A 22,203-nucleotide genomic window follows, 5' to 3' on the forward strand; every position below is an offset into this window, starting at 1 on the left:
GGTCACACATCGATCCTCAACACCCTTCGTCGTCGGTGTCCTGGCGTGGAGGACAGGTTCAGCTGTCCTGGGGCACGGCCCGGGTGGGCGACACCTGTCCCACCACGGACGCGCCTCACGGGTGGGCTCCTCAGCTGGTAGGCGTCGCCGTACCCGCTCTCAGCTTTAGGACTTACTCGTCTAGTGGTGGACCGGTCGATACGGCGGGCCATGAGCGGACTCTACGGGAGTGGCGTCGGCTCGCTCTGCGAGTCGCTGAGTTACGGGTAACGACCTGGGGAAACGCCTTTAAGATCGTCCCCCATATGTCCCCGATCATTGGCCTAGGGCTGCACACGACGGCACCCGGCTGCATGTGATCGCTGAGAGGGGCCGAACTAAGCCCCTGGTCAGGGGCCTGACGGCTGGTGGAGATGGTGCCCCCGGCATGATTCGAACATGCGACACCCGCTTTAGGAGAGCGGTGCTCTATCCCCTGAGCTACGGAGGCAGGGTCTGCATGTAAGAGTAGCGAAAATGGGGCGTGCATGCGCGGTCGGGAGAGGTCTGGCGAACAGGAACGAGTCATCCCTTCGCTGACCTGCGGCAAAGGGATGGTAAGCCGACGGGTGCCCGGAGTGTCGGGATGACTAGCGTCACGCTTTGTGATCAGAGGACGGCAGAGGCGGGTCCAGACGCGGCGGGTGCTGCGGCCGGTGGTGCTGTGTGCGGCGATATGTGCTCCCGCGCTGCTGGCCGGCGGTCTCTTCGTGGCGGAGCTCACCGGGTACCGGAAGGCGCCCGATGCGGTCGTCGCGAGCGCGGAGCCCGCCGCAGAGCACGTGGAGCACGTGGAGCGCTGGGAAGGGGTGGTCGCCGCGATGTCGGTCGCGATCATGCCCGCCCGGGCGGAGGTGACGGAGCCGAGGCTGGTGCCTCCGCGCTCGCCCGCCTCGCCCGACCGGACGTACGGGGGCTGGGTGCCCTCCGCAGCTCTGGGCGCCTCCTCTCCTCACGGGCCGGGAGGCGTGGCGCCCGGTGCGGGGTGGGGGACGGAGCCTCACGTGCCCTGGGTGCGGTCGGTACGGCGGGACGCGGGATCCTCGCCCGGCGCGGAGGACGGCTCGGGCCGGAATTCGTGGGCGTGGGGGGCGGCGCAGAGGCCGTTCGGCGGCTCGGCGGAGGTCCGTACGGGGGCGGGGCCGGGGACGCGCGCGGGGTCCGGCTCGCACGGCGCGGCGACGGGGCCGGGCGCAGCGGCGAATCCGGGCGCGGGCACGAAGGCGGACGCGGGCACGAAGGCGGACGCGGGCACGAAGGCGGGCGCGGGCACGAAGGCGGGCGCGGAGGCGAAGCCGGGCTCGGACGGCGTGCGGACGGGCGCGGGGGCGGACGGCGCCGGCGTGGGTTCGGGGCCGGGCGGGACGAAGGCGGGGGCGGGGACGCGGGTGAAGACGGAGCCGGGAGCGGACGCGGAGGCCGGGTGTTCGGCGGAGTGGAAGGACACCTGGCTGTGGGAGGTCTGCGCGGAGAACGCGCGGAAGGAAGTCTGAAGGAGGCTGCCGGAAGGTTTGCCGGAAAAGTTGGCGGAACCGGGCGTTCGACGCATAGCGGCTGTGCAGAGTGTGGCTCGTGCACTCGGTGAGCTGTAGTAGCGTGCGTGGCTGACCCAGGTCACGAGTTCGCAAACGGAGGGGTCGAACGTGCCACCTCGACGATCAGCGGGTCTGATCGCCGTCGTCGCGACGATGATTTCCCTCTCACCGGGAGCCGCCGCCGCGGAGCGGGCGCCGGTGGAGGCCCGGGAGGTCCGGAGCGTCCTCGTCCGGGAGCCGGTGAACCTCGTGGAGCTCCGCAGGGAGGCCGAGAAGGCGGCGAAGGATCTCGAGGTCGCGACCAAGGCGCTGGAGCAGCGGCGGGCCGAGATCCAGGCGTCGGAGAAGGAGCTCACCGCCAAGCTGCGTGAGCTGCAGGCCGCCGAGCGGGCCTTCGCCCAGGTGCGGCAGCCGCTCTCGGACCTCGTCGGCCTGCTCTACCAGCAGCCGATCGGCGGGGACCTGGCGAGCCTCATGTCCGGCGGCTCCGACGTCTCCACGTTGCGGGCCATGACCGACGCGACGCAGCTCGTGGAGGAGCGGGAGCGGGTCCTGGAGGAGAGCGGCCGGCTGCACGCCGAGCGGGAGCGGCTCGCCGCCGAGGCGCAGGAGATCCGGGCGGGCAACCTGCTCTCCGAGGCGCAGATGGGCGCCGAGATCCAGACGCTCCAGGCGCGCTCCGACAAGATCGTCAAGTCGCTGACCAAGGCGCTGGTGAAGCTCGGCGTGAAGGTCGACAAGTCCGGTCAGGCGGCGGGGGGCTGCAACCCGACGAAGGCGGCCTCGATCGGCGACCTGCCCAACGGCCTGATCCCGAAGCTCTACCTCTGCCCGCTCCAGCAGCGCGGCCAGGAGCTCCGGGCCGACGCGGCGCTCGCGTTCATCAGCCTGAACGAGGCCTACCGCAAGCGGTTCGGCAAGCCCATATGCGTGACGGACAGCTACCGGAGCCTGGCGGAGCAGCAGTCGGTCTACTACCGCCGTCCGGGACTGGCCGCCATCCCCGGCCGCAGCAACCACGGGCTCGGGCTCGCCGTCGACCTGTGCGGGGGCGTGCAGAACTTCCGCTCGGCGGAGTTCAACTGGCTGGAGGCCAACGGCAAGGAGTACGGGTGGATCCACCCGCAGTGGGCCTACGTCAGCCCCTTCGAGCCCTGGCACTGGGAGTACGACCCGAAGCTCGGCTCCCTGCTCTGACCCGCCGCCGGCCTCTGCTCCCGCCCCGGCGCGTCAGGTCGCCGGCCTGCTGTCGTCCGTCATCGGCGCGATCTGGGCGGTGCAGTGCGAGCAGCGGACCGCGGCCTTGGGGATCTCGGACAGGCACTCCGGGCACTCGCGCAGGGTGGTCTCCTCCGGCGTGGAGAACCGGGCGGTCAGTTTCTCGTACGGGGTGATGACGAAGAAGTAGACGACCGCCGCCATGATCAGGAACGAGAACACCGCGTTGAGGAAGACGCCGTATCTGATCGGGCTGGAGCCCACGTGCAGCACCAGGTCCTCGAAGCGCGGCTGGCCGCCGATCGCCGCGAGCATCGGGGTGAAGACGTCCTTGACGAGGGACTGCACGATGGCGTTGAACGCCGTGCCGATCATCACGGCGACGGCCAGTTCCAGGACGTTTCCGCGCAGTAGGAACTTCTTGAATCCGCTCAGCATGGCCACTCCTAGCCCGGGGGTTCGGCTGCTCCCACCGGCCCGTCCCGGCAGGGCGGAGGTCTTATTACCCGTCCGTGACCGGGTTATCACCGGGCGGAGGAGATGGTGATCGAGAGCCGGCCGCCGGCCTGCGCCGAGGCGAGCTCGGCCGCCTGCCCCGGGGTGGTGGCCAGCACGACGAGCGCACCCCGGTCGGACCCGCCCGGGGGCAGGGCGAGGACCGGGACGTCCTCGGCCACGGTCCTGGCGGGAGCCGAACCGTCCCAGTCGGAGGGGGCGGCCAGCACGTTCACGAGGTTGCCCGGGGAGAGCAGGCGGGCGCTCTCGGGGTCGGAGACGCGGACCGGGGTGGCGACCGTACCGGGGGTGCGGGCGGCCAGCAGGTCCGGGCCGAGCAGGCGGACGTCGGTGAGGGGCTCGCCGCGCCGGACGGGACCGGCCAGGACCCGCCCGGCGACCGGCGCGCCCGGTCTCAGCGCGCCGTCGGGGGCGGTGCCGGGCCGCAGGGCCACGGGCTTGACGTCGGCGGCGGTCAGCACGCCGCCGGGGAGGTCGCGGGCCGCCGCGAGCACGGTCACGGACGCGCCGCCGTCCGGCCGCAGCCCGATCACGGCGCACGCCGCGGCGAGGGCGGCCAGGACGGTGGCGAGGACCCGGCGGCGCCGGCCGAGGAGGCCGCGGAGGAGGCGCCGGCCGGGGGAGAGGGGGCCCGGAGGCCCGAGAGGAGCGCGCACGACTGAACTCCAGGGGACGGGAGCCGGGCGGCGCGGTGCCCGGGGGCGGTCGGGAGGAACTGCCGGAGAGGCTACTGGGGGATCTCGAAGGGGAGCTTCAGCCCGTCGAGGGCGTTGCCGCAGGAGCAGGCGCGGTCCTGCGGGAGGGCGGTGACGAGGTCGGTGACCAGCGAGCGCATCCGGGTGACGTTGGCGGCGAAGAAGGCCAGGACCTCCTCGTGGGTGACGCCCTCGCCCGCCTCGACCCCGGCGTCGTGGTCGGTGACCAGGGAGAGCGACGTGTAGCACATGGCCAGCTCGCGGGCGAGGACGGACTCGGGGAAGCCGGTCATGCCGACGATCGTCCAGCCGTTCGCGGTGAACCAGCGGGACTCTGCGCGGGTGGAGAAGCGGGGCCCCTCGATGACCACCAGGGTGCCGCCGTCGGCCACCTCCCAGCCGGCGGACCCGGCGGCCGCGACGGCGGCGGCGCGGCCCGCGGGGCAGTAGGGGTCGGCGAAGGGGACGTGGACCACGCCGCCGGCGTCGTAGTAGGTCTGCACGCGGCCGGAGGTGCGGTCGACGAGCTGGTCGGGGACGACCAGGGTGCCCGGGCCGAGCTCGGGGCGGAGCGAGCCCACGGCGCTGGGGGCGAGGACCTGCCGGACGCCGAGGGAGCGCAGGGCCCACAGGTTGGCGCGGTAGGGGATGCGGTGGGGCGGGAGGCGGTGGTCGCGCCCGTGGCGGGGGATGAACGCCACCGGCCGCGAGCCGACGCGCCCGACGGTGACGGCGTCGCTGGGCGGGCCGTACGGAGTGGAGACCTCGACCTCCGTGGTGTCGTCGAGCAGGGAGTAGAAACCTGAGCCGCCGATGACCCCGACGTCCGCGCGAGTGACCATGGCGCAGACATTAGCGGTACGGGCGGGCCGTCAACGAGGACCGGGTCCGGCCTGTGGATAACCGTATCCGTAATGTGACTGTCCGGTCGCTATGGGTAGTGACCCCCGTACAGTGATCAGGGGGACGGAATGCACGTACAGGAGACCAGGCGGGACGCGGGAGGACTGGGGCTGATCCTCGGCGCCCTCATGCTCAGCATGCTCCTCGCGGCGCTGGACCAGACGATCGTCTCCACCGCGCTGCCGACGATCGTGGGCGATCTGGGCGGGCTGGACCACCTCTCCTGGGTGGTCACGTCCTACATGCTCGCCTCGACGGTCTCGACCCCGCTCTGGGGGAAGCTCGGCGACCAGTACGGCCGCAAGAGGCTGTTCGAGGGCGCGATCGTCGTCTTCCTGGCCGGCTCGGCGCTGTGCGGCCTCTCCCAGAACATGGGCCAGCTCATCGGGTTCCGCGCGCTCCAGGGGCTCGGCGGCGGCGGGCTCATGGTGCTCGCCCAGGCGATCGTCGCGGACGTGGTCCCCGCCCGGGAGAGGGCGAAGTACCAGGGATTGTTCGGGGCCGTGTTCGCCGTCTCCAGCATCGCCGGGCCGCTGCTCGGCGGACTGTTCGTGGACCACCTGTCCTGGCACTGGGTCTTCTACGTCAACCTGCCGATCGGCGTCCTCGCGCTGGCCGTGGTCGCGGCCGTGCTCCCCGCCGGGAGCCGCCGCACCAGGCACTCCATCGACTACTTCGGCATCGTCTTCCTCGGCGGCGCCGCCGCCTGCCTGGTGCTGGTGACCACGTGGGGCGGGGGCGTCTACCCGTGGGGCGACCCCGTCATCATCGGGCTGGGGGTCGCGGCGGTGGTGCTCGGCCTGCTCTGGTGGCTGGCCGAGCGGCGGGCCGCGGAGCCCGTGCTGCCGCTCCGGCTGTTCCGGCTGCGCGCCTTCAACGTGGCGTCGCTGGTCGGTTTCATCGTGGGCCTGGCGATGTTCGGCGCGCTCACGTACATGCCGCTCTTCCTCCAGGTGGTGCAGGGGATCTCGCCCACCCTCTCGGGGCTGCACCTGCTGCCGATGATGGCGGGCATGCTCGGCACCTCGGTCGTCAGCGGGCAGATCATCTCCAGGACCGGGCGGTACAAGCCCTTCCCGATCACCGGCAGCGCGGTCGCGGCGCTCGGCCTCTACCTGCTCTCGCGGCTGCACGCCGGCATCTCCACCCTCGAACTCGGCCTCTACCTGCTCGTCCTGGGCATCGGGCTGGGCATGGTCATGCAGGTCCTGGTGATCGTGGTGCAGAACGCCGTGGACTTCGACGACCTGGGGGTGGCCACCTCGGGGGCCACGTTCTTCCGCTCGATCGGAGGTTCGTTCGGCGTCGCGCTCGCCGGATCGATCTTCACCTCGCGGCTCACCGACGACCTGGCCCGGCTCTCCGGGACGGTACGGCTCCCGCCGGGCCTCGCCGACGCCGTGCAGGGCGACCCGACGGTCATCCGGCGGCTGCCTCCGGAGGCCGCCAGGGCGTTCCTGGAGGCGTACTCCGACGCGATCGCCCGGGTCTTCCTGTTCGGCGCGCCGGTGGCGCTGGCCGCCTTCGCCGTGGCCTGGCTGCTGCCGGAGATGCCGCTGCGGGAGACCACCAAGGCCGCCGACCTGGGCGAGGGCTACGGGGCGGCGCCCACCGAGCGGTCGTCGCTCGACGAGGTGGAGCGCGGGCTGTGGCGGCTGGCCGGCGCCGAGATGCGCCGCGACTACTACCGCAGGCTGGGCGACGCCTCCGGCTTCCCCGACCTGCCGGCCGGTTCGGTCTGGCTGGTCACGCGCCTGGGCACGCACGGCCGCCAGGCCGGCGCGGAACTCGCCGAACGGGCGGGCGTGACGGTCGAGGAGGGCCGGCCGTACGCCAGGGAGCTGGTGGAGCGCGGCCTGATCCGCCGGACGGAGGACGGATCCTGCCTGGAGCTCACCCCGGACGGGGAGCGGGCCGCCGACCGGCTGGTCGCCGAGGCCCGCGGCAGCCTGGCCCGGCTGGTCGAGGACTGGCGTCCCGGGGAGCATCCGGAGCTGCGCGAGCTGCTGGACAGGCTCCCCGGGGAACTGCTCGGCGCGGCGGCCGACCGCCCCGCGGGCCCGTGACTCAGGAGGCCGCGGGGGCGGGCGCCGGGGTCGCGGCGGGGGCGGCGGGCTTGGACTCCGCGGAGGCCGGCGCCGAGGACGCCGGCGTGGTGGAGCTCACCGTGCTGGACGAGCCGGACGACCGGTTGTCGGTCCGGTAGAAGCCGGAGCCCTTGAAGACGATGCCGACCGCCGAGAACACCTTGCGCAGCTCGCCCTGGCAGCTCGGGCACACGGTGAGCGCGTCGTCCGTGAACTTCTGGACGATCTCGAACTGGTTGTCACAGGCGGTGCAGGCGTACTGGTAGGTGGGCACGCTCTCCTCCTCGTTCGGGCCGCGCCGATTGGCACTCGACTGACGCGACTGCTAATGGTAAGGCGTCGACAAGCATAAACGCGAGCCGGAGCCATCACATTCCGTCCGAGGCATGGAAAGAGCGGACACCGTGCGACCGGGGGGTCACGTACCGCGCTCGCCGAACCACCCGGCGAGCTTGCCCCGGCGGCTGATCGCGCGCAGCCGCTGCTCCACGACCTCCCGGCAGGCGGCGGTGGCCACCACGAGAAGCTGGTCGTCGGTCCTGATCCTGGTGGAGTCCGACGGCACGAACGTCCTGCCGTCCCGGACGATGAGCGTGACCTGGGCGTCGGAGGGCAGCCGGAGCTCGAAGATCTCCACACCGTGCAGCCTGGACGTCTGCGGCACCCTGATCTGCAGCAGGTCGGCCTTGAGCTCCTCCAGCGGCGCCGACTCCACCTCCAGGTCGCGCGCCTCGTCCAGGACGGACACCCCGAGGACCCGCGCCACCCACGGCAGCGTGGGCCCCTGCAGCAGGGTGTAGACGACCACGATGACGAAGACCTCGTTGAACACGAACCTGGCGGTGGCGTCGTCGACCGAGGTGGCGGCCCAGGGAATGGTGGCGAGCACGATCGGCACCGCGCCGCGCAGCCCGGCCCACGACAGGAACGCCTGCTCCCGCCAGTCCAGCCGGTCGACGCCCGCCAGCCGTACGAGGAGGGCCGAGACGGTGATGGACAGCGGCCGGGCCACCGCGACCAGGATCAGGCCCGCCACCAGGCCGGGGACGATCGCCGACGGCATCTCCGACGGGCTGGCCAGCAGGCCGAGCATGACGAACAGGCCGATCTGGGCCAGCCAGGCGACGCCCTCGGCGAAGCCCCGGCTGGCGGCGCGGTGCGGCATCCTGGAGTTGCCCATGACCAGCGCGGCCAGGTAGACGGCGAGGAAACCGCTGCCGTGCAGCTGTACGGCTCCCGCGTAGGCGACGAAGGCGAGCGCGAGGACCGCGATCGGGTAGAGGCCGGAGGCCGGCAGCGCGACGTGGCGCAGCGCGTACACCCCGAAGGGGCCGACCACGAGGCCGATGCCCGCGCCCACCGCCAGCTCGAAGACCACCTCGCCCAGCGCGCCCCAGAGGCTGGGCGAGGCGCTGGTGCTCAGCAGCATCACGGCGATGACGACGGGGGCGTCGTTGAAGCCGGACTCGGCCTCCAGGGTGCCGGAGAGCCGCCGGGGCAGAGGCAGCCGGCGCAGGACGGAGAAGACGGCCGCGGCGTCGGTGGAGGCGAGGATCGCGCCGAGCAGGAGCGAGGTCCGCCAGTCCGCGCCGAGCAGGAAGTGCACCGGCGCGGCGACGGCGGCGATGCTCACCCCGACGCCCGCGGTGGCCAGCACCAGCGCGGTGGGGATGGAGCCCTTGACCTGGCTCCAGGTGGTGGTCAGGCCTCCCTCGGCCAGGATGATCGCCAGCGCGATCAGGCCGAGCTGCTGGGCCAGCTCGGCGTCGTCGAACTGGAACCCGAGGCCGGACTCGCCGATGACCAGGCCGAAGCCGAGGAAGATGAGCAGGCTCGGCAGCCCGCTCCAGTGGGCGACGCGCACCGCGACGATGGCGGCCATGACGATGAGCGCGCCGAGAAGCAGCCAGATGTTCCAGTCCATCTGGCCCCCTCTCGTCTTCTGGGGACCATTGTGTCCTATTCGACAGGGTTTCCTGTCCCCACCCGGACAATGCCGCTCGGTGACGCAGCGTAGCGGACCGCCCGGTCATGGGCCTCCGCGGGGACGCCGTCCAGCAGTTCGCCCTCGTGGAGCAGCGCGACCGTCGGCACGTTCGGTCCGACCCTCGCCAGGGCGCGGTCGTAGGAGCCGCCGCCCCGGCCGAGCCGCACCCCGGTGGACCGGTCGACCGCCAGCGCGGGGACGATCACCAGGGCGGCGGTCCTGATCGCGTCGACGCCGCGCCGGGCGTCCACCGGCTCCATGATCCCGAAACGGCCGGGGGCCAGGGTGTCGGGCCCGTCGTACACCGCCCAGTCGAGGTCGTCGTCCGGCCGGAGCACCGGGAGCATCACCGTCGCGCCGTGCTTCCACAGGGCGAAGACCAGCCCGTGCGTCGCGGGTTCGGCCCCGACGGACCAGTAGCAGGCGACCAGCCCGGCCATCTGCACCCAGGGCCGGTCCAGCAGGGACTCCCTTATCTGGACGGAAGCCGCATGCCGCTCGTCTTCGGGGAGCGCGGCACGCGCGGCCTCGATCGCCCGGCGCAGCTTCAGCTTCTCCACAGATCCCTCCACTATGGTTTCGGTCATGGCCGACTTCGATCCTGTGACGAAAGCCGTCGTTCCCGCGGCGGGTCTGGGCACCCGCTTCCTTCCGGCGACCAAGGCGACGCCCAAGGAGATGCTGCCGATCGTCGACAAACCCGCGATCCAGTATGTCGTCGAGGAGGCCGTCTCCGCCGGGCTGCTCGACGTGCTCATGGTGACGGGAAAGAACAAGCGCTCCATCGAGGACCACTTCGACCGGGCGATCGAGCTCGAAGACGTGCTGGAGGCCAAGGGCGACGACGAGCGCCTCTCCCAGGTGCGCGAGCCCGCCGACCTGGCGACCCTCCACTACGTACGGCAGGGCGAGCCGCGCGGCCTCGGCCACGCGGTGCTCTGCGCCAAGCAGCACGTGGGCCGCAACCCGTTCGCCTGCCTGCTCGGCGACGACCTGATCGACCCCCGCGACGAGCTGCTCAAACGCATGATCGAGGTCCGCGCGACCCACGGCGGCAGCGTCATCGCGCTGATGGAGGTCCCCAGGGAGCAGGTCTCCCTGTACGGCTGCGCCGCCATCGAGCCCACCGCCGAGGACGACGTGGTCCGGGTGACCGACCTGGTGGAGAAGCCCCCGGCCGAGGAGGCGCCGTCCAACTGGGCGATCATCGGCCGCTACGTGATCGACCCGGCCGTCTTCGAGGTCCTGGAGAACACTCCGCCGGGCCGCGGCGGCGAGATCCAGCTCACCGACGCCCTGCGCACGCTGGCCGGCCGGGACGTCGACGGCGGCGGGCCGGTCCACGGCGTGCTGTTCCGGGGCCGCCGCTACGACACCGGCAACAAGCTCGACTACCTGCGCACGGTCGTGCAGTTCGCCGCCGACCGGCCCGACCTGGCGCCGGAGTTCCTGCCCTGGCTGAAGGACTTCCTGGGCTCACGATGAACCAGACGATCCCGATGAGATCGGTCGACGACCACCTCGCCGACATCCTGGGCACCGTGCGGACGCTCGCCCCGCTGGAGCTGGAACTGGAGCAGGCGCTCGGCACCACGCTGGCCGAGGAGGTGACCTCCCCGGTCCCGCTGCCGCCGTTCGACAACTCGGCCATGGACGGCTACGCCGTACGGGCCGAGGACGTCGCGGACGTCCCGGTGACGCTGCCGGTGATCGACGACGTCGCCGCCGGCGACGGCCGCCTGCACGCGCTCGGCCAGGGGATGGCCGTGCGGATCATGACCGGCGCGCCGATGCCCGCCGGGGCCGACACGGTGATCCCGGTCGAGTGGACCGACGGCGGCACCGCCCGGGTCGGGATCGGCCGGTCCGCGCCGAGGGGCAACGCGATCCGCCGGGCGGGCGAGGATGTGCGCCCCGGCGAGCCGGTGCTGCCGGAGGGGACCGTGATCGGTCCCGCCCAGCTCGGCATCCTGGCCGGCGTCGGCCGGCGCCGGGTGCTGGTACGGCCCCGCCCCCGGGTCGTGGTGATCTCCACCGGGGCCGAGCTGGCCGAGCCGGGCGTCCCGCTGGCCCCCGGCCAGATCTGGGAGTCCAACAGCTACACCCTGATCGCCGCGGTCCGCGAGGCGGGCGGCGAGGGCTACCGGGCCGGGATCGTCGCCGACGACGCCGCCCGGTTCATGGACCAGCTCGACGCCCAGCTCGTCAGGGCCGACATGGTGATCACCAGCGGCGGGGTCTCCATGGGCGCGTACGAACCGGTCAAGGAGGCCCTCGGCCCGCTCGGCACGGTCCGGTTCGAGCGCGTCGCCATGCAGCCGGGCATGCCCCAGGGCTTCGGCGTCGTGGGCGAGGACCAGGTGCCGGTCTTCACGCTGCCGGGCAACCCGGTCTCGTCTTTCGTCTCGTTCATGCTGTTCGTCCGCCCGGCGCTGCGCAAGATGCGGGGCCTGCCCGCGGGGCCCACCCCGACGGTGCCCGCCGTGACCAGCGCCCCGCTCCGCTCGCCGGCGGGCAAGCGGTCGTACCTGCGCGGCGTGCTCGGCCCCCTGGGCACCGTGGCCCCGGTGCTCCGCCAGGGCTCCCACCAGCTCGCTGCCCTGGCCTCGGCCAACGCCCTGATCGTCGTCCCGGAGGACGTCACCGAGCTGCCCGAGGGGGCGTCCGTGGAGGTCATCCCGCTGTGAACGACCGGATCGACAGGTACGGCGCGGGCGCCGGACCACTGGCAGGGGAGACGGCATGACCGGATTCACCCATATCGACGAGACGGGCGCCGCCCGCATGGTGGACGTCTCGGCCAAGGACGTCTCGGTCCGTACGGCCGCCGCCACCGGCAGGGTGCTGCTCTCGGCCGAGGCCGTGGGCCTGCTCAGGTCCGGGGACGTCCCCAAGGGCGACGCGATCGGCACCGCGCGGATCGCCGGGATCATGGGGGCCAAGCGCACGCCCGACCTGATCCCGCTCTGCCACCCGATCGCGCTGCACGGCGTGAAGGTCGAGCTGGCCGTCGCCGACGACGGGGTGGAGATCACCGCCCGGGTGAAGACCGCCGACCGGACCGGCGTCGAGATGGAGGCGCTGACCGCCGTCACGGTCGCCGCGCTCGCGCTGATCGACATGGTCAAGGCCGTGGACCCCGCGGCCGTGATCACCGATGTCCGGGTCGAGGAGAAGACCGGCGGCAAGACCGGCGTCTGGACCCGGCCGTAGGAGGGAAGCGCGTGCGAGCTCTGGTGATCACGGCGTCCAACCGGGCGTCGGCCGGGATCTACGAGGACAGGTCGGGAAAGCTCCTGGCCGGGCTGCTCGCCGAGGCCGGATGCGAGGTGGACGGCCCGCAGGTGGTCCCCGACGGCGAACCCGTCGAGGAGGCGCTCAGATCCGGCGTGGCCGAAGGCTACGACGTGATCGTCACCACCGGCGGGACCGGGCTGACCCCCGCCGACCTGACGCCGGAGATGACCCGCAGGGTGCTCGACCGGGAGATCCCCGGGATCGCCGAGGCGATCCGCCAGGCCGACCGGGACAGGGTGCCGACCTCGATCCTCTCCCGCGGCCTGGCCGGCCAGGCGGGCCGCACCCTGGTCGTGAACCTGCCCGGCTCCTCCGGCGGGGTCCGCGACGGCATGGCCGTACTCGCCCCCGTCCTGGCGCACGCCGTGGACCAGATCCGGGGCGGGGACCACCCGCGCTGACCTGCACCGTGGCACGGGAGCGTGTCTTCGGGAGATGATGAGGGCGTGGATCGACTTCGTGGCTGGCCGGTGACCCTGACCGAGGGCCCGGTGGGACTCCGGCCGCTGCGCCTGCGGGACGTGCGCGTCTGGCGCGAGTCGCGGCTGCGCAACGCCGCCTGGCTCCGCCCCTGGGAACCGAGCAACCCGGAGACACCCCTGTTCCGGACCGGCCTCGGCCCCTACGTCTCGATGGCGGGCTCCCTGCGCCGGGAGGCCAGGCAGGGGCTCGCGCTGCCCTGGGTGGTGACCTACGAGGGCGCCTTCGCCGGACAGCTCACCGTGGGGGCCGTCGTCTGGGGCTCGGCCAGGTCGGCGCAGATCGGCTACTGGATCGACGGCGCGCTGGCCGGGCGGGGGATCACCCCGACCGCGGTGGCCATGGCGGTCGACCACTGCTTCTTCACCACCGGACTGCACCGGGTGGAGGCCAACATCCGGCCGGAGAACCACGCCAGCCGCCGGGTGGTCGAGAAGCTCGGCTTCCGGGAGGAGGGCGTCCGCCGCCGGCACCTGCACATCGACGGCGCGTGGCGCGACCACATCTGCTACGCGCTCACGGTCGAGGACGCGCCCCGGGGCCTGCTGGTTCGGTGGCGGCGCGACCGCGAGGCCGCCTCCCGCGGCGGCGCCTCCCACGAAGAGGTTTGAAGATCTCGCGACACACCGCATTGGATGCTCGTCAAATAGTGACACGCGGTCTTACGGTGCGTGACGTGAGCACATCGAGGGCGCCGATGGACCCCCGGCGTCTTCGTGCTGCCCGGAGGTGGCCGTGAGCAGCGTAGTCCTGTATCTGGCCATCGTCGTCATGTGGTTGTGCGTGCTCGTGCCCATGTGGCTGCGCCGCGACCGCGGCACCTTCGACGAGTTCCACGACGTCGCGGAGCCGTACGTCCAGGACGAGCAGCCCGCCGAGGCGGAGGGGCCGGGGGCGGCGCCGGAGGGAGAGCTCCGTTCCGAGCCCGGGGACGGGCCGGAGCCCGACGCGGGCCCTGAGACCGGGCCCCAGCTCAAGCCCGTGCCCGGCCGGGCCGAGCGGCGCCGGGCAGAGCTGCGCCGCCGGGCGAAGATCGTGGCCAAGCGCAGGCGGCTGACGTTCTGGTGCGTGCTGCTGCTGCTCGCCTCGGTGGTGACCGCCGCCGTCCGGGTGATCCCCTGGTGGGGGGCGGCGCCCTCGGCGGTCCTCCTGGGCGCCTACCTGAGCGTGCTGCGCGTCTCGGTCCGGGTCGACGCCGAACGCCGCCGGGCCGCCGCCCGGGCCCGCGCGGAACGTGCCAGGCTCGCCCGCCGCCGCGCCGCCGAACGGGCGGCGCGGGAGGCCATGCGCCCGGTGGCCGAGGTCATCGAGATCGCCGCGGCCCGTGACGAGATCTTCGACCAGTACGCCGAGCCTCCGGCCCGCGCGGTCGGCGACTGAGTCACGTGATCGGCGCTTCGGTGGCGCGAGTGCCCCTGGATGTTTGCTAACCTAGAGCACGTCTTGGGGATGTAGCGCAGTCCGGTAGCGCACTTCGTTCGCATCGAAGGGGTCAGGGGTTCGAATCCCCTCATCTCCACCAAGTCGGAAGGCCCGGTTCCAGATCATGGAGCCGGGCCTTCCGCCATCTCCGCAGGTCAGGTCCGCCAGTCTCGTTCGGGCAGCCTGAGCCACATGTCGGAGCCGATGATCGGCCCGCCGTCGGTCAGCCGCAGGCTTGCGCCGGCGCAGCAAAACGCCACAGAGTGGTCGCGGTAGAGGTAGGCGGCGAGAATCTTCTCGGCAGGGGCGTCAAGGGGCATGGTGTAGGCGCTGTGCGGCTGCCAGGCTGAGACTGCGCCGTCTCGGGCGATGTATCCGCCATTGCCACCCAAGACGTACATGCTGTAGCAGACCGTGCCCGGTGAGACGCGTTTGGCGACACCGCGAGTGGACGCGGTGTATCCCCAGGGTTGGATGATGACGCAGCCGCCGGGCACGTCCGTGATACCGACGATCAGCTCGGCGTCCGGCTTGTTCCACGGGCACTCGTAGAGCGCATCCATGTCCATGTCGTCGGCAGGTGTGGCTTCCAGTCGCGCTGCCGCCTCGGCTGCGCTGACGTCGGCCACGCAGGCCAGGCTCAGGTCGTCGTAATAGATGTCTCTCAGCGAGTCTTCCAGCGCGGGAATGAGACGTCTGGCTTCCCTCGCGGCGGCGGCCTCGGCCTCGGACAGGCCGACCTCCGGTGCGGGAAGGGGGAAGAGGTCGGGAGTGGGGCCGGCCAGGCTGAGGCGGCCGGGGGACCAGTCCGCCATCATGGGGCGCCACGGGTCCGCCCCGGCGGAGACGAGGGCTCGGGCGTTGTCGGTGCGGCCTTCGAAGACGGCCATCCACAGCGCGGTACGGCCCTCGCGTTCCGCGTCGACGTCATCGACGAGCCTGGCCAGTTCGGCGACCACCTCGGGTGAGCCGCGATCAGCCGCGGCGTGCAGCGGCTTTTCGAAGACATGCGCGCCGTAGTTCGGATCGGCGCCTGCGGCGAGCTCGGCGCGGACCAGGTCGAGATCTGCCCAATTGTTGATGTCCCACCATCTGACACCGTCGGTGGCGGCCATGGCACTCCTTGAGGGGACGTACAGGACATGCGAATGCCGATCATGGCGGATGGGGCCGACAGATTCGGGCCGGTGCCACGATTGGTCTACGAAGGACATCCTCCGCAGATCATGGCCATACCGGTCTGTGGACGGCTGGGTGAAGCCAGCGAAAAGTCAGCGAACCCGTTGGCACGGAAGCGCAACCGGGATCAACGGACGTCATCCTTGCCGCACCTGACGGCACCGGACGGCATCCAGTGACCAGGAGCGGCACGCGCCACCGGGGCTCACGTCGAAGGGGTCAGGGGTTCGAATCCCCTCATCTCCGCCCAGGTCGGAGGCTGCTTCCGAGAGATCGGGAGCGGCCTTCCGCGTTGCCGGGTGATCGACTGAGTGACTACGGTCCGTCCACCGGGTCCGTGTCCCGGACTTCGCGGAATCCAGTGACGAGGTGTCTCAGCAGTGAGTGATTCCAGCCCCGCGACCGTGTGGGTTTTTCTGGGCGAGGGCGCTCGGTGGCCGTCCGGCGTGTTCCGGACGCGAGAGCGCGCCGAGTCCTGGATCAAGATCGGCGAGCTGACGGGGATGCTCACGGAGTACCCCCTCGACACGGGGGTCTACGACTGGGCGATCGAGCACGGCCACTTCCAGCCTCGCGCCGCTCACCAGCAGACCCCCTCGTTCGTCGGGCGCTTCACGACCGCGTACCAGGAGCACTTCCACTACACCGATGGGAACCCGGACTAAGGAGCCTGTATCAAAGATCTTGTGCCAAGATCGCGGAATGCTGCGACTCACCGATTTCATCATTGACTGCCCGGACACGATGAAGCTGGCGGCCTTCTACTCTGAGGTGACGGGCCGACCGATCAAGGAAGGCAGCGACGAGAACTGGGCCGGCATCAAGTTCGGCGAGGTCGAGCTGGCCTTCATCCGGGTGGACGGCTACCGCGCTCCGCAGTGGCCCGACAGCGAGCACCCCAAGCAGTTCCACCTCGACTTCGAAGTGGACGAGATCGAGTCCGAGCAGCGCCGCATCCTCGACCTCGGCGCGACGCTGCGGCAGGACTTCATCGGCCCCGACGGCTACGGCTGGCGGATCTACACCGACCCGATCGGCCATCCCTTCTGTCTGTGCCGCAACAAGGGCGTCGTCTGGACCGACCAGGGCCCGGTCTGGCCCGAGCGCGGCTAGAAGGCCTGCTCGTCGACCGCCGATCCGCCACGGCGTTGCCCTCTACGCGGCCGGATGGCATGCGGTAGACGGCCTCCGTCACCGAGGTGCTGCAGTGGCCGACCAGGCGGGAGATGTTCTCCAGCGGGATGCCGGAGTCGGACGGCAGGAAGACGAAGCTGTGCCGTGTCCCGTGGGGTGTCCACTCCTCGGTGGACTTTCGGGTCCTGGTGTCGCCGCCCTCCCGGACCGAGCGCCGGACGATGATGGGCGGCGGGGTGCCGTCGAGGCCGATGTGGGACCAGGTGGGCGCCCGCAGTCCCTCCGTCCGCGCCCCCAGCAGCAGTGAGAGCACGATGCAGGCGTGCAGCGCCGTACTCTCGGACGCCTTGAGTACGGCTTCCGCCTGCTCCGGGGTGAGCGACTTGGACGGACGGCCCTGCCTGCCCTTGGGGATCCCGCACAGCAGCACGACGTTCCGGTCGAGGCGGGTGACGGCGGAGCCCGCGCCTGTCGGTGGCGGCCGGCAGCATGACGACATGACCATGCAGCCCCTCGATGTCTCCTGGCTCCGCGGTGAATACGGAGGGGAGTGCTACAGCTTCGTCTACGTCCGTGCCACGCCTGAACAGGTGGTCGCCCGCCTCGGCGGTCGATGGGAGGAGTTCACGCCAGGCCCCTTCCCCGACGACCCGGATCACTACCCGAGCCACGGGGATCCCCTCGGTGTCACCTCCATCGGCGACTGGACGTTCGTTTTCGATCCTGACTGGCTCGGCACCCGTGAAGAGGTGATCACTCAACTCTCCGAAGGCACCCGCCTGGTCTCCCAAGCCGCACTCGGCATCGAGGACATCGACTACCTCTACTGGTGCGAGGACGGCGAGATCAGATTCGCCTGGGGCGACGAGGACAACTACTTCGAGGAGACCCCGGGCGAACTCGTGGACACGATGGCGGAGATCGACAAGCTCTATCCATCGTTTCCCCGGCCCTACGAGGGGCCGGCCTTCCTGCTCGTCGAGCACCTGACCGGGATCAGGGTGACAGAACAACTGCTGAAAGGCTCCACGCTCATGTGGGGCGTCGTCCCGGAACCGGCCACGTCGTAATGCCGGCCGTCGGTCCTTGGATCGTCACCCTGCCGCAGTGGGGGAGTTCCATGGCCGGCAGGGGAAGCGGCCGATGGAGAGCCGGGTGAGCAACGGGGTGACAACGGCCGCGGACCGGGCCGGACGATCACGGACGGGCCGGGGTCGGCGAAAAGTCAGCAGACGTCCTCGGAGCGGCGAACTGCCGTGGGGAGGGATCGGCTGGCGGCCGGATCAGGCGTCAGGGTTGTCGAGGATGACGACGGGGGCGTCCTCCACATCCGGCCACCCGGCTTCGATTCTCATACCGGTGGCAGCCTCGATGAAGGCGAACGCCGCACTGCGCTTACCGCTGTAGTCTTCCGGGCCCAGGCTGTCGAGCATGGTGCGGAAGCCGGCCAGGACGTTCGGATCGCCTTGCTCGAAGATGTGCTCGGTGAAGATGAAGTCGCGCATCCGCGCCCTGATCTCGCCGCCGGCCGCGTAGAGAACCGTGTAGCCGCCGTTGAAGTGCCAGGTCACCATCCATACGCGTGATTCTTCGCTGAGCTCCATGAGGACGCGGTCGGACAGGCCGAAGCCGTAGGCGAGTTCGAGGAAGCCCCAGGTCCCTTCGCCCTCGGAGACGAGGAGGACGGGCCGGTCCTCGTCCATGGCCTCCTCCCGCGGGTACTCCATGGTGCGCTGTTCGGGATCGCGGCCCCCGTTCATCCGTCGCAGGAGGTCGCCTGGGGTGATCTCTTCGTTGAGGGGTTGCACCACGGTCCAGGAGAGTCCGTCCTCCAGCCACTGATGCTGTTCGAAGAAATCGCGGTAGTAATCGATCACATGATCATTGTGGTGGAGGCCGGGCCGCATGATGAAGGCCCGACCCCAGGTGGTGGAATCGGGCCTTCTGTCCGCTCGGAAACCATGCGGGTGATTCTTCCGGCGACGAGCCAGGTCGCGTAACAGCGCCGCAGGTCAGGGAAGAGCGCGGCCAGACTCCAGCAGCTCACGCAGCGCGGCGGGGGACTGGACGCCGGGGACCGGCCGGGCGCCGTCAATCACCAGGGAGGGGACTCCGGCGACACCGCACTCGATCGCCCGGCGCCGATCGGCTCGTACGGCGTCCGCGTAGCCGTCGCCGGTGAGGACGGCGCGCACCTCGTCATCGGCCAGACCGGTCTCGCCGCCCAGGAACCGCAGAACCTGAAGGTCGGCCACGTTGAGACCTTCGGTGTGATATGCGCGCAGCAGACGCTCCATCATCTGGTCTCCCCGGCCGCGATCGGCCGCCAGGTGGCACAGCCGGTGCGCGTCGAAGGTGTTCACCGGTCGGGCCAGGTGCAGGTTGAGCTCCAGTCCTTCGGCGACGCCCAACGACCGGATCTGCGCGATACGGGCTGCAGCCTGATCGCCCCACCACCCGGCCATGGCTTCGGCGGCCGTCGGCCCAGGAACCCGGCCTCCATCCGGTGCGAGCTCGTAGCTGCGCCACACGAGCTCCACGTCGTCACGGTCGGCGACCGTCTCCAGTGCCGCCGCCAAGCGTCTTTTGCCGATATAGCACCATGGGCACAGCACATCGGCATAGATTTCGACCTTCATGAACGTCCTTTCCTCGATTGACCGCCGCCGGCGGTGGAACCCCACCTCGATGGCATGAAGGAGCGGGGTCTCCGCCCGGCCGGGAGACGGCCCGCCGGGCGAGACGCAGGTGCGGTCAGGAGCCGAGGCGCTGCGGTCCGGGGCCGACCCCACGGACGGCGGTGTGGGTGGGCATGCCGCTCATACGCGCTCCGTCCCTCCCGAAGGGACCCTCCAGGGCCGCACGGAGATCGGACAGGACCCGGGATCGGTGCTCACCTGATGCTCCTCGTGATCGGCCGCAGGTTCGGTGGCTCATCCTGCAACCTCGACCATGGTTGAGATCAAGGGGGCTTTCTCTGGACCGAGCGGTGCCCGGCATCGGATGGCGCCCGGTGATCAGGGGTGGCACGTCCCACCGGGTTCGCGTCGAAGGGGCAGGGGTTCGAATCCCCTCATCTCCACCCGGGCCAGAGACCGCTTCCAAGAGATCGGGAGCGGTCTTCTGCATTGCCGGGTGACTTGTGGCACTGCGGTGCGCACCACCGGAAGCGAGGCGGCGCCGTCAGTCGAGTGGGCCCGTCGCCTTCGCCGCTCGGACGAACTCGCGCACACGCTCGCTGGAGGGCGAGCGCGCCGAGGAAGCCGCCGCGTAGGACGCCGCTGACGCCGCGCCCGGCGTCGATCGCCCGTTGGAGGGCATTCCGGATGCCGCCGACGTGCGGCCTCAGGTCGTCGGCCGACTGCCTGCCGAGCGGTGCCAGCCGGACCTGGCGGCTGGCCCGTTCGAACAATGGCGCGCCGATCAGCCGCTCCACCTTCTTGACCGCCTGGCTGATGCGTCCCGGAGTGAGCCGCAGGCGTTCGGCGGTGCGGGTGAAGTGCAACTCGTCGGCGAGCACCAGGAGCACCTGGATCTCCTGCCGTTCCAGCGCCGCGGCCTCCGTCATTGAGTCCGGCTAAACGCCCCTTCGCTGATCGCGGGTTGATTCGGTCGTTGCCACACGGGATCGTTCACTCCGGAAATGCAATGGGAGGCACCACGCGCCGACGACGCGGATCGACGGTCGTGATGAGTGACCGGAACGGATCGGCCGGTGGGCCTGCTCATGCGGAACCGTACGGGTAGGAGATCGCGGACCGGCGGTCCACGGCGAACGGAGACAGGCATGTCGTTCCAGGCGTACTTGGACAACATCGAGGACAAGACCGGCCTCACCCCGCGTGAGTTCATCGCGCTGGCGAAGGAGCGCGGTTTCGATGACCCGTCCACGAAAGCGGGCGTGATCGTTGACTGGCTGAAGCAGGACTACGGTCTCGGGCGCGGACACGCGATGGCGCTAGTGCATGTGATCAAGAACGGGCCGAAGATCGATGCCAAGCACGTCGGCGGCTCCGGCTCCCACCGTGACGAGTCTGACACGCTCTGGCTGGACGGAAAGAAGAACCGGCCCTGATGCGGCTGCCGGTCGCCGTGGCCGGAGACGGCGACCGTACGGATGCGAGACCCGCGTGCTCCCGAGCGGTGGGCCGTGACCACGGTGAAGCCACGCGGTGAGGTATCACGTCGGATGAAACGCGATGGGTCCCGGGGCGACCGCGCCGGAGTCTGCGAAAAGTCAGCGGCCCCGCTGGCGGGAGAGCGCAGCAGAGATCAACGGATGTCACCGTCGTGGTACCCGACGGCACCGGACGGCATCCGCTGATCGGAGGCGATGCGTCCCACCGGATCAAGCCCACGGGTTCGCGTCGGAGGGGTCGGGGGTTCGAATCCCCTCATCTCCATCCAGGTCAGAGGTCATTTCCGAGAAGTCGGGAGCGGCTTCTGGCGTTCCTGGGTGACCGACTGAGCGCTATGCCCGCTACTCGGGGTCGCGACCGGAGATCGCCATCACGGCGGAGGTCAGGATGCAGCCCAGCCCGACGGCGGAATTGGCGATCAGGAAGGGGATGGCGTCGTTGTCGACACCACTGGCGACCGCCCCGCATCCCCCCAGGAGGAGAACGGCCCACCCGAGGGTCAGGGGGAACATGTGAGATCGGTTCTGAGGTTTCACTGATCATCCTTCGCGGGGACGGACCGAGCCGGACGATGATGCCACGGCATGAAATCAGTCAGGGAACAGCTGGTCCATGGCCTCGGCTCCTTCCAGGAGCATCGGGCGGAGCTGCTTGCGGTAGACGGTCTCCGTCACCGAGGCGTTGCGGTGTCCGCACTTCAGGGGCAAGCCTCGGTCTCTTACTCGGGGCGGATGGCGATGGTGCTGACGGTGCCGTTGCCCCAGACGGTGGTGTTCATCATCATCCGCCCGTCCAGGGACACGACTGTGAACTCCGGTACGAAGCGTGTCGTGAACGTCCCGGCGATCCAGCTCCGCAACTGATCTACTTCACTCGCGACCCAGTCCCACTCGTCGAGGAGCCGCACTCGGACCCACGCCCTGTGCTCCTCTATGTCGTCCACGTCATCGCTCTCGGAGTAGGTGACCGCGAGCAGGAACTCGCGGTCTTCGTTGAAGAGCCCGTACTCCGTCGCCATCCGGAACCAGCTCGCATTGACCTTGTCCGGCATGTCCAGGTCGTCGACACCAGGTATCTCGTCCGGGTGGGAGTCGAACCGGCCGTGCTCGGGGCCGGCGCTCCCGGGTGAGTGGTACGGGGGAAGCGGAGGCAACCGGACTTCATCCCGGCTTCTCCGCTCTATGAGGTGGAGTCCGGCGGGTGCGAGCAGAGTGGCCATCTCGTCATCGGTGAGCGTCACGGATGCACGGTAGCCATCAGGAAGGGGGTCCCGTGAGCCGGAGTCAGCGAAAAGTCGCAGGAATGCCACGTCGATGGGATCAAGATGATCAGGCGTCAGGGGCTCGGCCGAGCGGGCTTTGCTCTCCTCCGCAAACGTGGGCTGCTCGCCCTCTGGCGATCGCCTTTCTCTGATCGGCCCCAGCGCCGGGAGAAAGGGATCGGTTGTCGTCATGCGGGCCACGATGGCAGGCCGGGCCGGCAATCTGCCGGAGTGGCAACCCCGGTGGTCATGCCGGTGACAAGCTCCCCTGGACCACTGTCCGCGACCGCTTCACGGACTTCGATCCAGAT

Annotated in this window: 25 protein-coding genes and 2 tRNA genes; 13 read left to right on the plus strand and 14 right to left on the minus strand. The window is 70.6% G+C overall.

All coding sequences use genetic code 11. The annotated features are described in order from the left end of the window. Positions 1-414: 414 nt before the first annotated feature. A tRNA-Arg gene (locus FHS22_RS09520) sits at positions 415-490 on the minus strand. A gap of 549 nt (positions 491-1,039) precedes the next feature. Continuing rightward, a complete protein-coding gene (locus tag FHS22_RS09525; RefSeq protein WP_184940275.1) occupies positions 1,040-1,486 on the minus strand; it encodes a hypothetical protein in 447 nt (148 codons plus the stop codon). Between the two features lie 241 nt (positions 1,487-1,727). Between FHS22_RS09525 and FHS22_RS09530 the strand changes: the two genes are divergently transcribed. Further along, positions 1,728-2,771, plus strand: coding sequence for a M15 family metallopeptidase (locus FHS22_RS09530; RefSeq protein WP_184940276.1), 1,044 nt, complete (start codon positions 1,728-1,730; stop codon positions 2,769-2,771). A 33-nt stretch (positions 2,772-2,804) separates the two neighbouring features. On the opposite strand, the gene mscL is transcribed toward FHS22_RS09530, so the two are convergent. From mscL to FHS22_RS09545, 3 genes are all read right to left on the minus strand, one after another. Beyond that, complete coding sequence (mscL, locus tag FHS22_RS09535) at positions 2,805-3,230, minus strand: large conductance mechanosensitive channel protein MscL (RefSeq protein ID WP_184940278.1); 426 nt, start codon at positions 3,228-3,230, stop codon at positions 2,805-2,807. 86 nt (positions 3,231-3,316) lie between these two features. Further along, entirely contained in the window at positions 3,317-3,964 is a 648-nt protein-coding gene (locus FHS22_RS09540; RefSeq protein WP_184940279.1) for an RcpC/CpaB family pilus assembly protein, read from the minus strand. Between the two features lie 71 nt (positions 3,965-4,035). After that, positions 4,036-4,845 carry an S-methyl-5'-thioadenosine phosphorylase gene (locus tag FHS22_RS09545; protein ID WP_184940281.1) on the minus strand — a complete coding sequence of 270 codons (810 nt, stop codon included), beginning with the start codon at positions 4,843-4,845 and terminating at the stop codon, positions 4,036-4,038. A 129-nt stretch (positions 4,846-4,974) separates the two neighbouring features. Here FHS22_RS09545 and FHS22_RS09550 point away from each other — a divergent pair, with 129 nt between their 5' ends. Then, positions 4,975-6,972 (plus strand): MFS transporter, encoded by a 1,998-nt coding sequence (locus tag FHS22_RS09550; protein ID WP_184940283.1) that lies wholly within the window; start codon positions 4,975-4,977, stop codon positions 6,970-6,972. A gap of 1 nt (position 6,973) precedes the next feature. Here FHS22_RS09550 and FHS22_RS09555 read toward each other — a convergent pair whose 3' ends face one another. The 3 genes from FHS22_RS09555 to FHS22_RS09565 form a co-directional block, all read right to left on the minus strand. Next, a complete protein-coding gene (locus tag FHS22_RS09555; RefSeq protein ID WP_184940285.1) occupies positions 6,974-7,267 on the minus strand; it encodes an FmdB family zinc ribbon protein in 294 nt (97 codons plus the stop codon). A 144-nt stretch (positions 7,268-7,411) separates the two neighbouring features. Beyond that, positions 7,412-8,917, minus strand: coding sequence for a potassium/proton antiporter (locus tag FHS22_RS09560; protein WP_184940287.1), 1,506 nt, complete (start codon positions 8,915-8,917; stop codon positions 7,412-7,414). Positions 8,918-8,952: 35 nt separating this feature from the next. After that, the gene (locus FHS22_RS09565) at positions 8,953-9,567 is read right to left on the minus strand and encodes a 5-formyltetrahydrofolate cyclo-ligase (protein WP_184940288.1); all 615 of its coding nucleotides are present in this window, start codon (positions 9,565-9,567) and stop codon (positions 8,953-8,955) included. On the opposite strand from FHS22_RS09565, the gene galU reads away from it, so the two are divergent. The 7 genes from galU to FHS22_RS09600 all read left to right on the plus strand — a co-directional run bounded on the left by galU (position 9,566) and on the right by FHS22_RS09600 (position 14,279). Further along, positions 9,566-10,465 carry a UTP--glucose-1-phosphate uridylyltransferase GalU gene (gene galU, locus FHS22_RS09570; protein WP_184940290.1) on the plus strand — a complete coding sequence of 300 codons (900 nt, stop codon included), beginning with the start codon at positions 9,566-9,568 and terminating at the stop codon, positions 10,463-10,465. The genes FHS22_RS09565 and galU overlap by 2 nt on opposite strands. A gap of 14 nt (positions 10,466-10,479) precedes the next feature. Further along, complete coding sequence (gene glp, locus FHS22_RS09575) at positions 10,480-11,667, plus strand: molybdotransferase-like divisome protein Glp (protein ID WP_184940731.1); 1,188 nt, start codon at positions 10,480-10,482, stop codon at positions 11,665-11,667. Between the two features lie 55 nt (positions 11,668-11,722). Then, complete coding sequence (gene moaC / locus FHS22_RS09580; protein WP_184940292.1) at positions 11,723-12,193, plus strand: cyclic pyranopterin monophosphate synthase MoaC; 471 nt, start codon at positions 11,723-11,725, stop codon at positions 12,191-12,193. 11 nt (positions 12,194-12,204) lie between these two features. Continuing rightward, positions 12,205-12,678 (plus strand): MogA/MoaB family molybdenum cofactor biosynthesis protein, encoded by a 474-nt coding sequence (locus tag FHS22_RS09585; protein ID WP_184940293.1) that lies wholly within the window; start codon positions 12,205-12,207, stop codon positions 12,676-12,678. Between the two features lie 45 nt (positions 12,679-12,723). After that, entirely contained in the window at positions 12,724-13,368 is a 645-nt protein-coding gene (locus FHS22_RS09590) for a GNAT family N-acetyltransferase (protein WP_184940295.1), read from the plus strand. Positions 13,369-13,492: 124 nt separating this feature from the next. Continuing rightward, entirely contained in the window at positions 13,493-14,137 is a 645-nt protein-coding gene (gene sepX / locus FHS22_RS09595) for a divisome protein SepX/GlpR (RefSeq protein ID WP_184940296.1), read from the plus strand. A gap of 65 nt (positions 14,138-14,202) precedes the next feature. Beyond that, positions 14,203-14,279 (plus strand) — tRNA-Ala (locus FHS22_RS09600). Positions 14,280-14,334: 55 nt separating this feature from the next. Here FHS22_RS09600 and FHS22_RS09605 read toward each other — a convergent pair. Further along, positions 14,335-15,294, minus strand: coding sequence for an ankyrin repeat domain-containing protein (locus FHS22_RS09605; RefSeq protein ID WP_184940298.1), 960 nt, complete (start codon positions 15,292-15,294; stop codon positions 14,335-14,337). Positions 15,295-15,738: 444 nt separating this feature from the next. Here FHS22_RS09605 and FHS22_RS09610 point away from each other — a divergent pair, with 444 nt between their 5' ends. The 3 genes from FHS22_RS09610 (at position 15,739) to FHS22_RS09620 (ending at position 17,562) form a co-directional block, all read left to right on the plus strand. Beyond that, on the plus strand, positions 15,739-16,023 hold the full coding sequence (locus tag FHS22_RS09610) for a DUF7710 domain-containing protein (RefSeq protein ID WP_221473447.1): 285 nt from the start codon (positions 15,739-15,741) through the stop codon (positions 16,021-16,023). Between the two features lie 37 nt (positions 16,024-16,060). After that, positions 16,061-16,471: a VOC family protein gene (locus FHS22_RS09615; RefSeq protein WP_184940300.1), complete on the plus strand. Its 411-nt coding sequence runs from the start codon at positions 16,061-16,063 to the stop codon at positions 16,469-16,471. 518 nt (positions 16,472-16,989) lie between these two features. Beyond that, on the plus strand, positions 16,990-17,562 hold the full coding sequence (locus tag FHS22_RS09620) for a DUF6461 domain-containing protein (protein WP_184940302.1): 573 nt from the start codon (positions 16,990-16,992) through the stop codon (positions 17,560-17,562). A gap of 213 nt (positions 17,563-17,775) precedes the next feature. On the opposite strand, the gene FHS22_RS09625 is transcribed toward FHS22_RS09620, so the two are convergent. The 3 genes from FHS22_RS09625 to FHS22_RS09635 form a co-directional block, all read right to left on the minus strand. Next, complete coding sequence (locus FHS22_RS09625; protein WP_184940304.1) at positions 17,776-18,369, minus strand: hypothetical protein; 594 nt, start codon at positions 18,367-18,369, stop codon at positions 17,776-17,778. A gap of 135 nt (positions 18,370-18,504) precedes the next feature. Then, positions 18,505-19,131 carry a DsbA family oxidoreductase gene (locus FHS22_RS09630; RefSeq protein ID WP_184940306.1) on the minus strand — a complete coding sequence of 209 codons (627 nt, stop codon included), beginning with the start codon at positions 19,129-19,131 and terminating at the stop codon, positions 18,505-18,507. Between the two features lie 434 nt (positions 19,132-19,565). Further along, on the minus strand, positions 19,566-20,060 hold the full coding sequence (locus FHS22_RS09635) for a helix-turn-helix domain-containing protein (RefSeq protein ID WP_184940308.1): 495 nt from the start codon (positions 20,058-20,060) through the stop codon (positions 19,566-19,568). Positions 20,061-20,279: 219 nt separating this feature from the next. Here FHS22_RS09635 and FHS22_RS09640 point away from each other — a divergent pair, with 219 nt between their 5' ends. Then, positions 20,280-20,567 (plus strand): DUF4287 domain-containing protein, encoded by a 288-nt coding sequence (locus FHS22_RS09640; protein ID WP_184940310.1) that lies wholly within the window; start codon positions 20,280-20,282, stop codon positions 20,565-20,567. A 405-nt stretch (positions 20,568-20,972) separates the two neighbouring features. Here FHS22_RS09640 and FHS22_RS09645 read toward each other — a convergent pair whose 3' ends face one another. After that, entirely contained in the window at positions 20,973-21,167 is a 195-nt protein-coding gene (locus tag FHS22_RS09645) for a hypothetical protein (protein WP_184940312.1), read from the minus strand. A gap of 182 nt (positions 21,168-21,349) precedes the next feature. Next, positions 21,350-22,084, minus strand: a complete 735-nt coding sequence (locus FHS22_RS09650) for a hypothetical protein (RefSeq protein ID WP_221473449.1) — start codon at positions 22,082-22,084, stop codon at positions 21,350-21,352. Positions 22,085-22,203: the final 119 nt, after the last annotated feature.

The sequence above is a fragment of the Thiemannella venezuelensis genome (assembly GCF_014203605.1).
GTDB lineage: Bacteria > Actinomycetota > Actinomycetes > Streptosporangiales > Streptosporangiaceae > Planomonospora_A > Planomonospora_A venezuelensis.

Coding starts and splice junctions, on each gene's coding strand:
- FHS22_RS09530 (WP_184940276.1), top strand. CDS start 1,728: ATGATTTCCCTCTCACCGGGAGCCGCCGCCGCGGAGCGGGCGCCGGTG.
- mscL (WP_184940278.1), bottom strand. CDS start 3,230: ATGCTGAGCGGATTCAAGAAGTTCCTACTGCGCGGAAACGTCCTGGAA.
- FHS22_RS09545 (WP_184940281.1), bottom strand. CDS start 4,845: ATGGTCACTCGCGCGGACGTCGGGGTCATCGGCGGCTCAGGTTTCTAC.
- FHS22_RS09550 (WP_184940283.1), top strand. CDS start 4,975: ATGCACGTACAGGAGACCAGGCGGGACGCGGGAGGACTGGGGCTGATC.
- FHS22_RS09560 (WP_184940287.1), bottom strand. CDS start 8,917: ATGGACTGGAACATCTGGCTGCTTCTCGGCGCGCTCATCGTCATGGCC.
- galU (WP_184940290.1), top strand. CDS start 9,566: ATGGCCGACTTCGATCCTGTGACGAAAGCCGTCGTTCCCGCGGCGGGT.
- FHS22_RS09565 (WP_184940288.1), bottom strand. CDS start 9,567: ATGACCGAAACCATAGTGGAGGGATCTGTGGAGAAGCTGAAGCTGCGC.
- glp (WP_184940731.1), top strand. CDS start 10,480: ATGAGATCGGTCGACGACCACCTCGCCGACATCCTGGGCACCGTGCGG.
- moaC (WP_184940292.1), top strand. CDS start 11,723: ATGACCGGATTCACCCATATCGACGAGACGGGCGCCGCCCGCATGGTG.
- FHS22_RS09605 (WP_184940298.1), bottom strand. CDS start 15,294: ATGGCCGCCACCGACGGTGTCAGATGGTGGGACATCAACAATTGGGCA.
- FHS22_RS09615 (WP_184940300.1), top strand. CDS start 16,061: ATGCTGCGACTCACCGATTTCATCATTGACTGCCCGGACACGATGAAG.
- FHS22_RS09620 (WP_184940302.1), top strand. CDS start 16,990: ATGACCATGCAGCCCCTCGATGTCTCCTGGCTCCGCGGTGAATACGGA.
- FHS22_RS09630 (WP_184940306.1), bottom strand. CDS start 19,131: ATGAAGGTCGAAATCTATGCCGATGTGCTGTGCCCATGGTGCTATATC.
- FHS22_RS09635 (WP_184940308.1), bottom strand. CDS start 20,060: ATGACGGAGGCCGCGGCGCTGGAACGGCAGGAGATCCAGGTGCTCCTG.
- FHS22_RS09640 (WP_184940310.1), top strand. CDS start 20,280: ATGTCGTTCCAGGCGTACTTGGACAACATCGAGGACAAGACCGGCCTC.
- FHS22_RS09650 (WP_221473449.1), bottom strand. CDS start 22,084: ATGACGACAACCGATCCCTTTCTCCCGGCGCTGGGGCCGATCAGAGAA.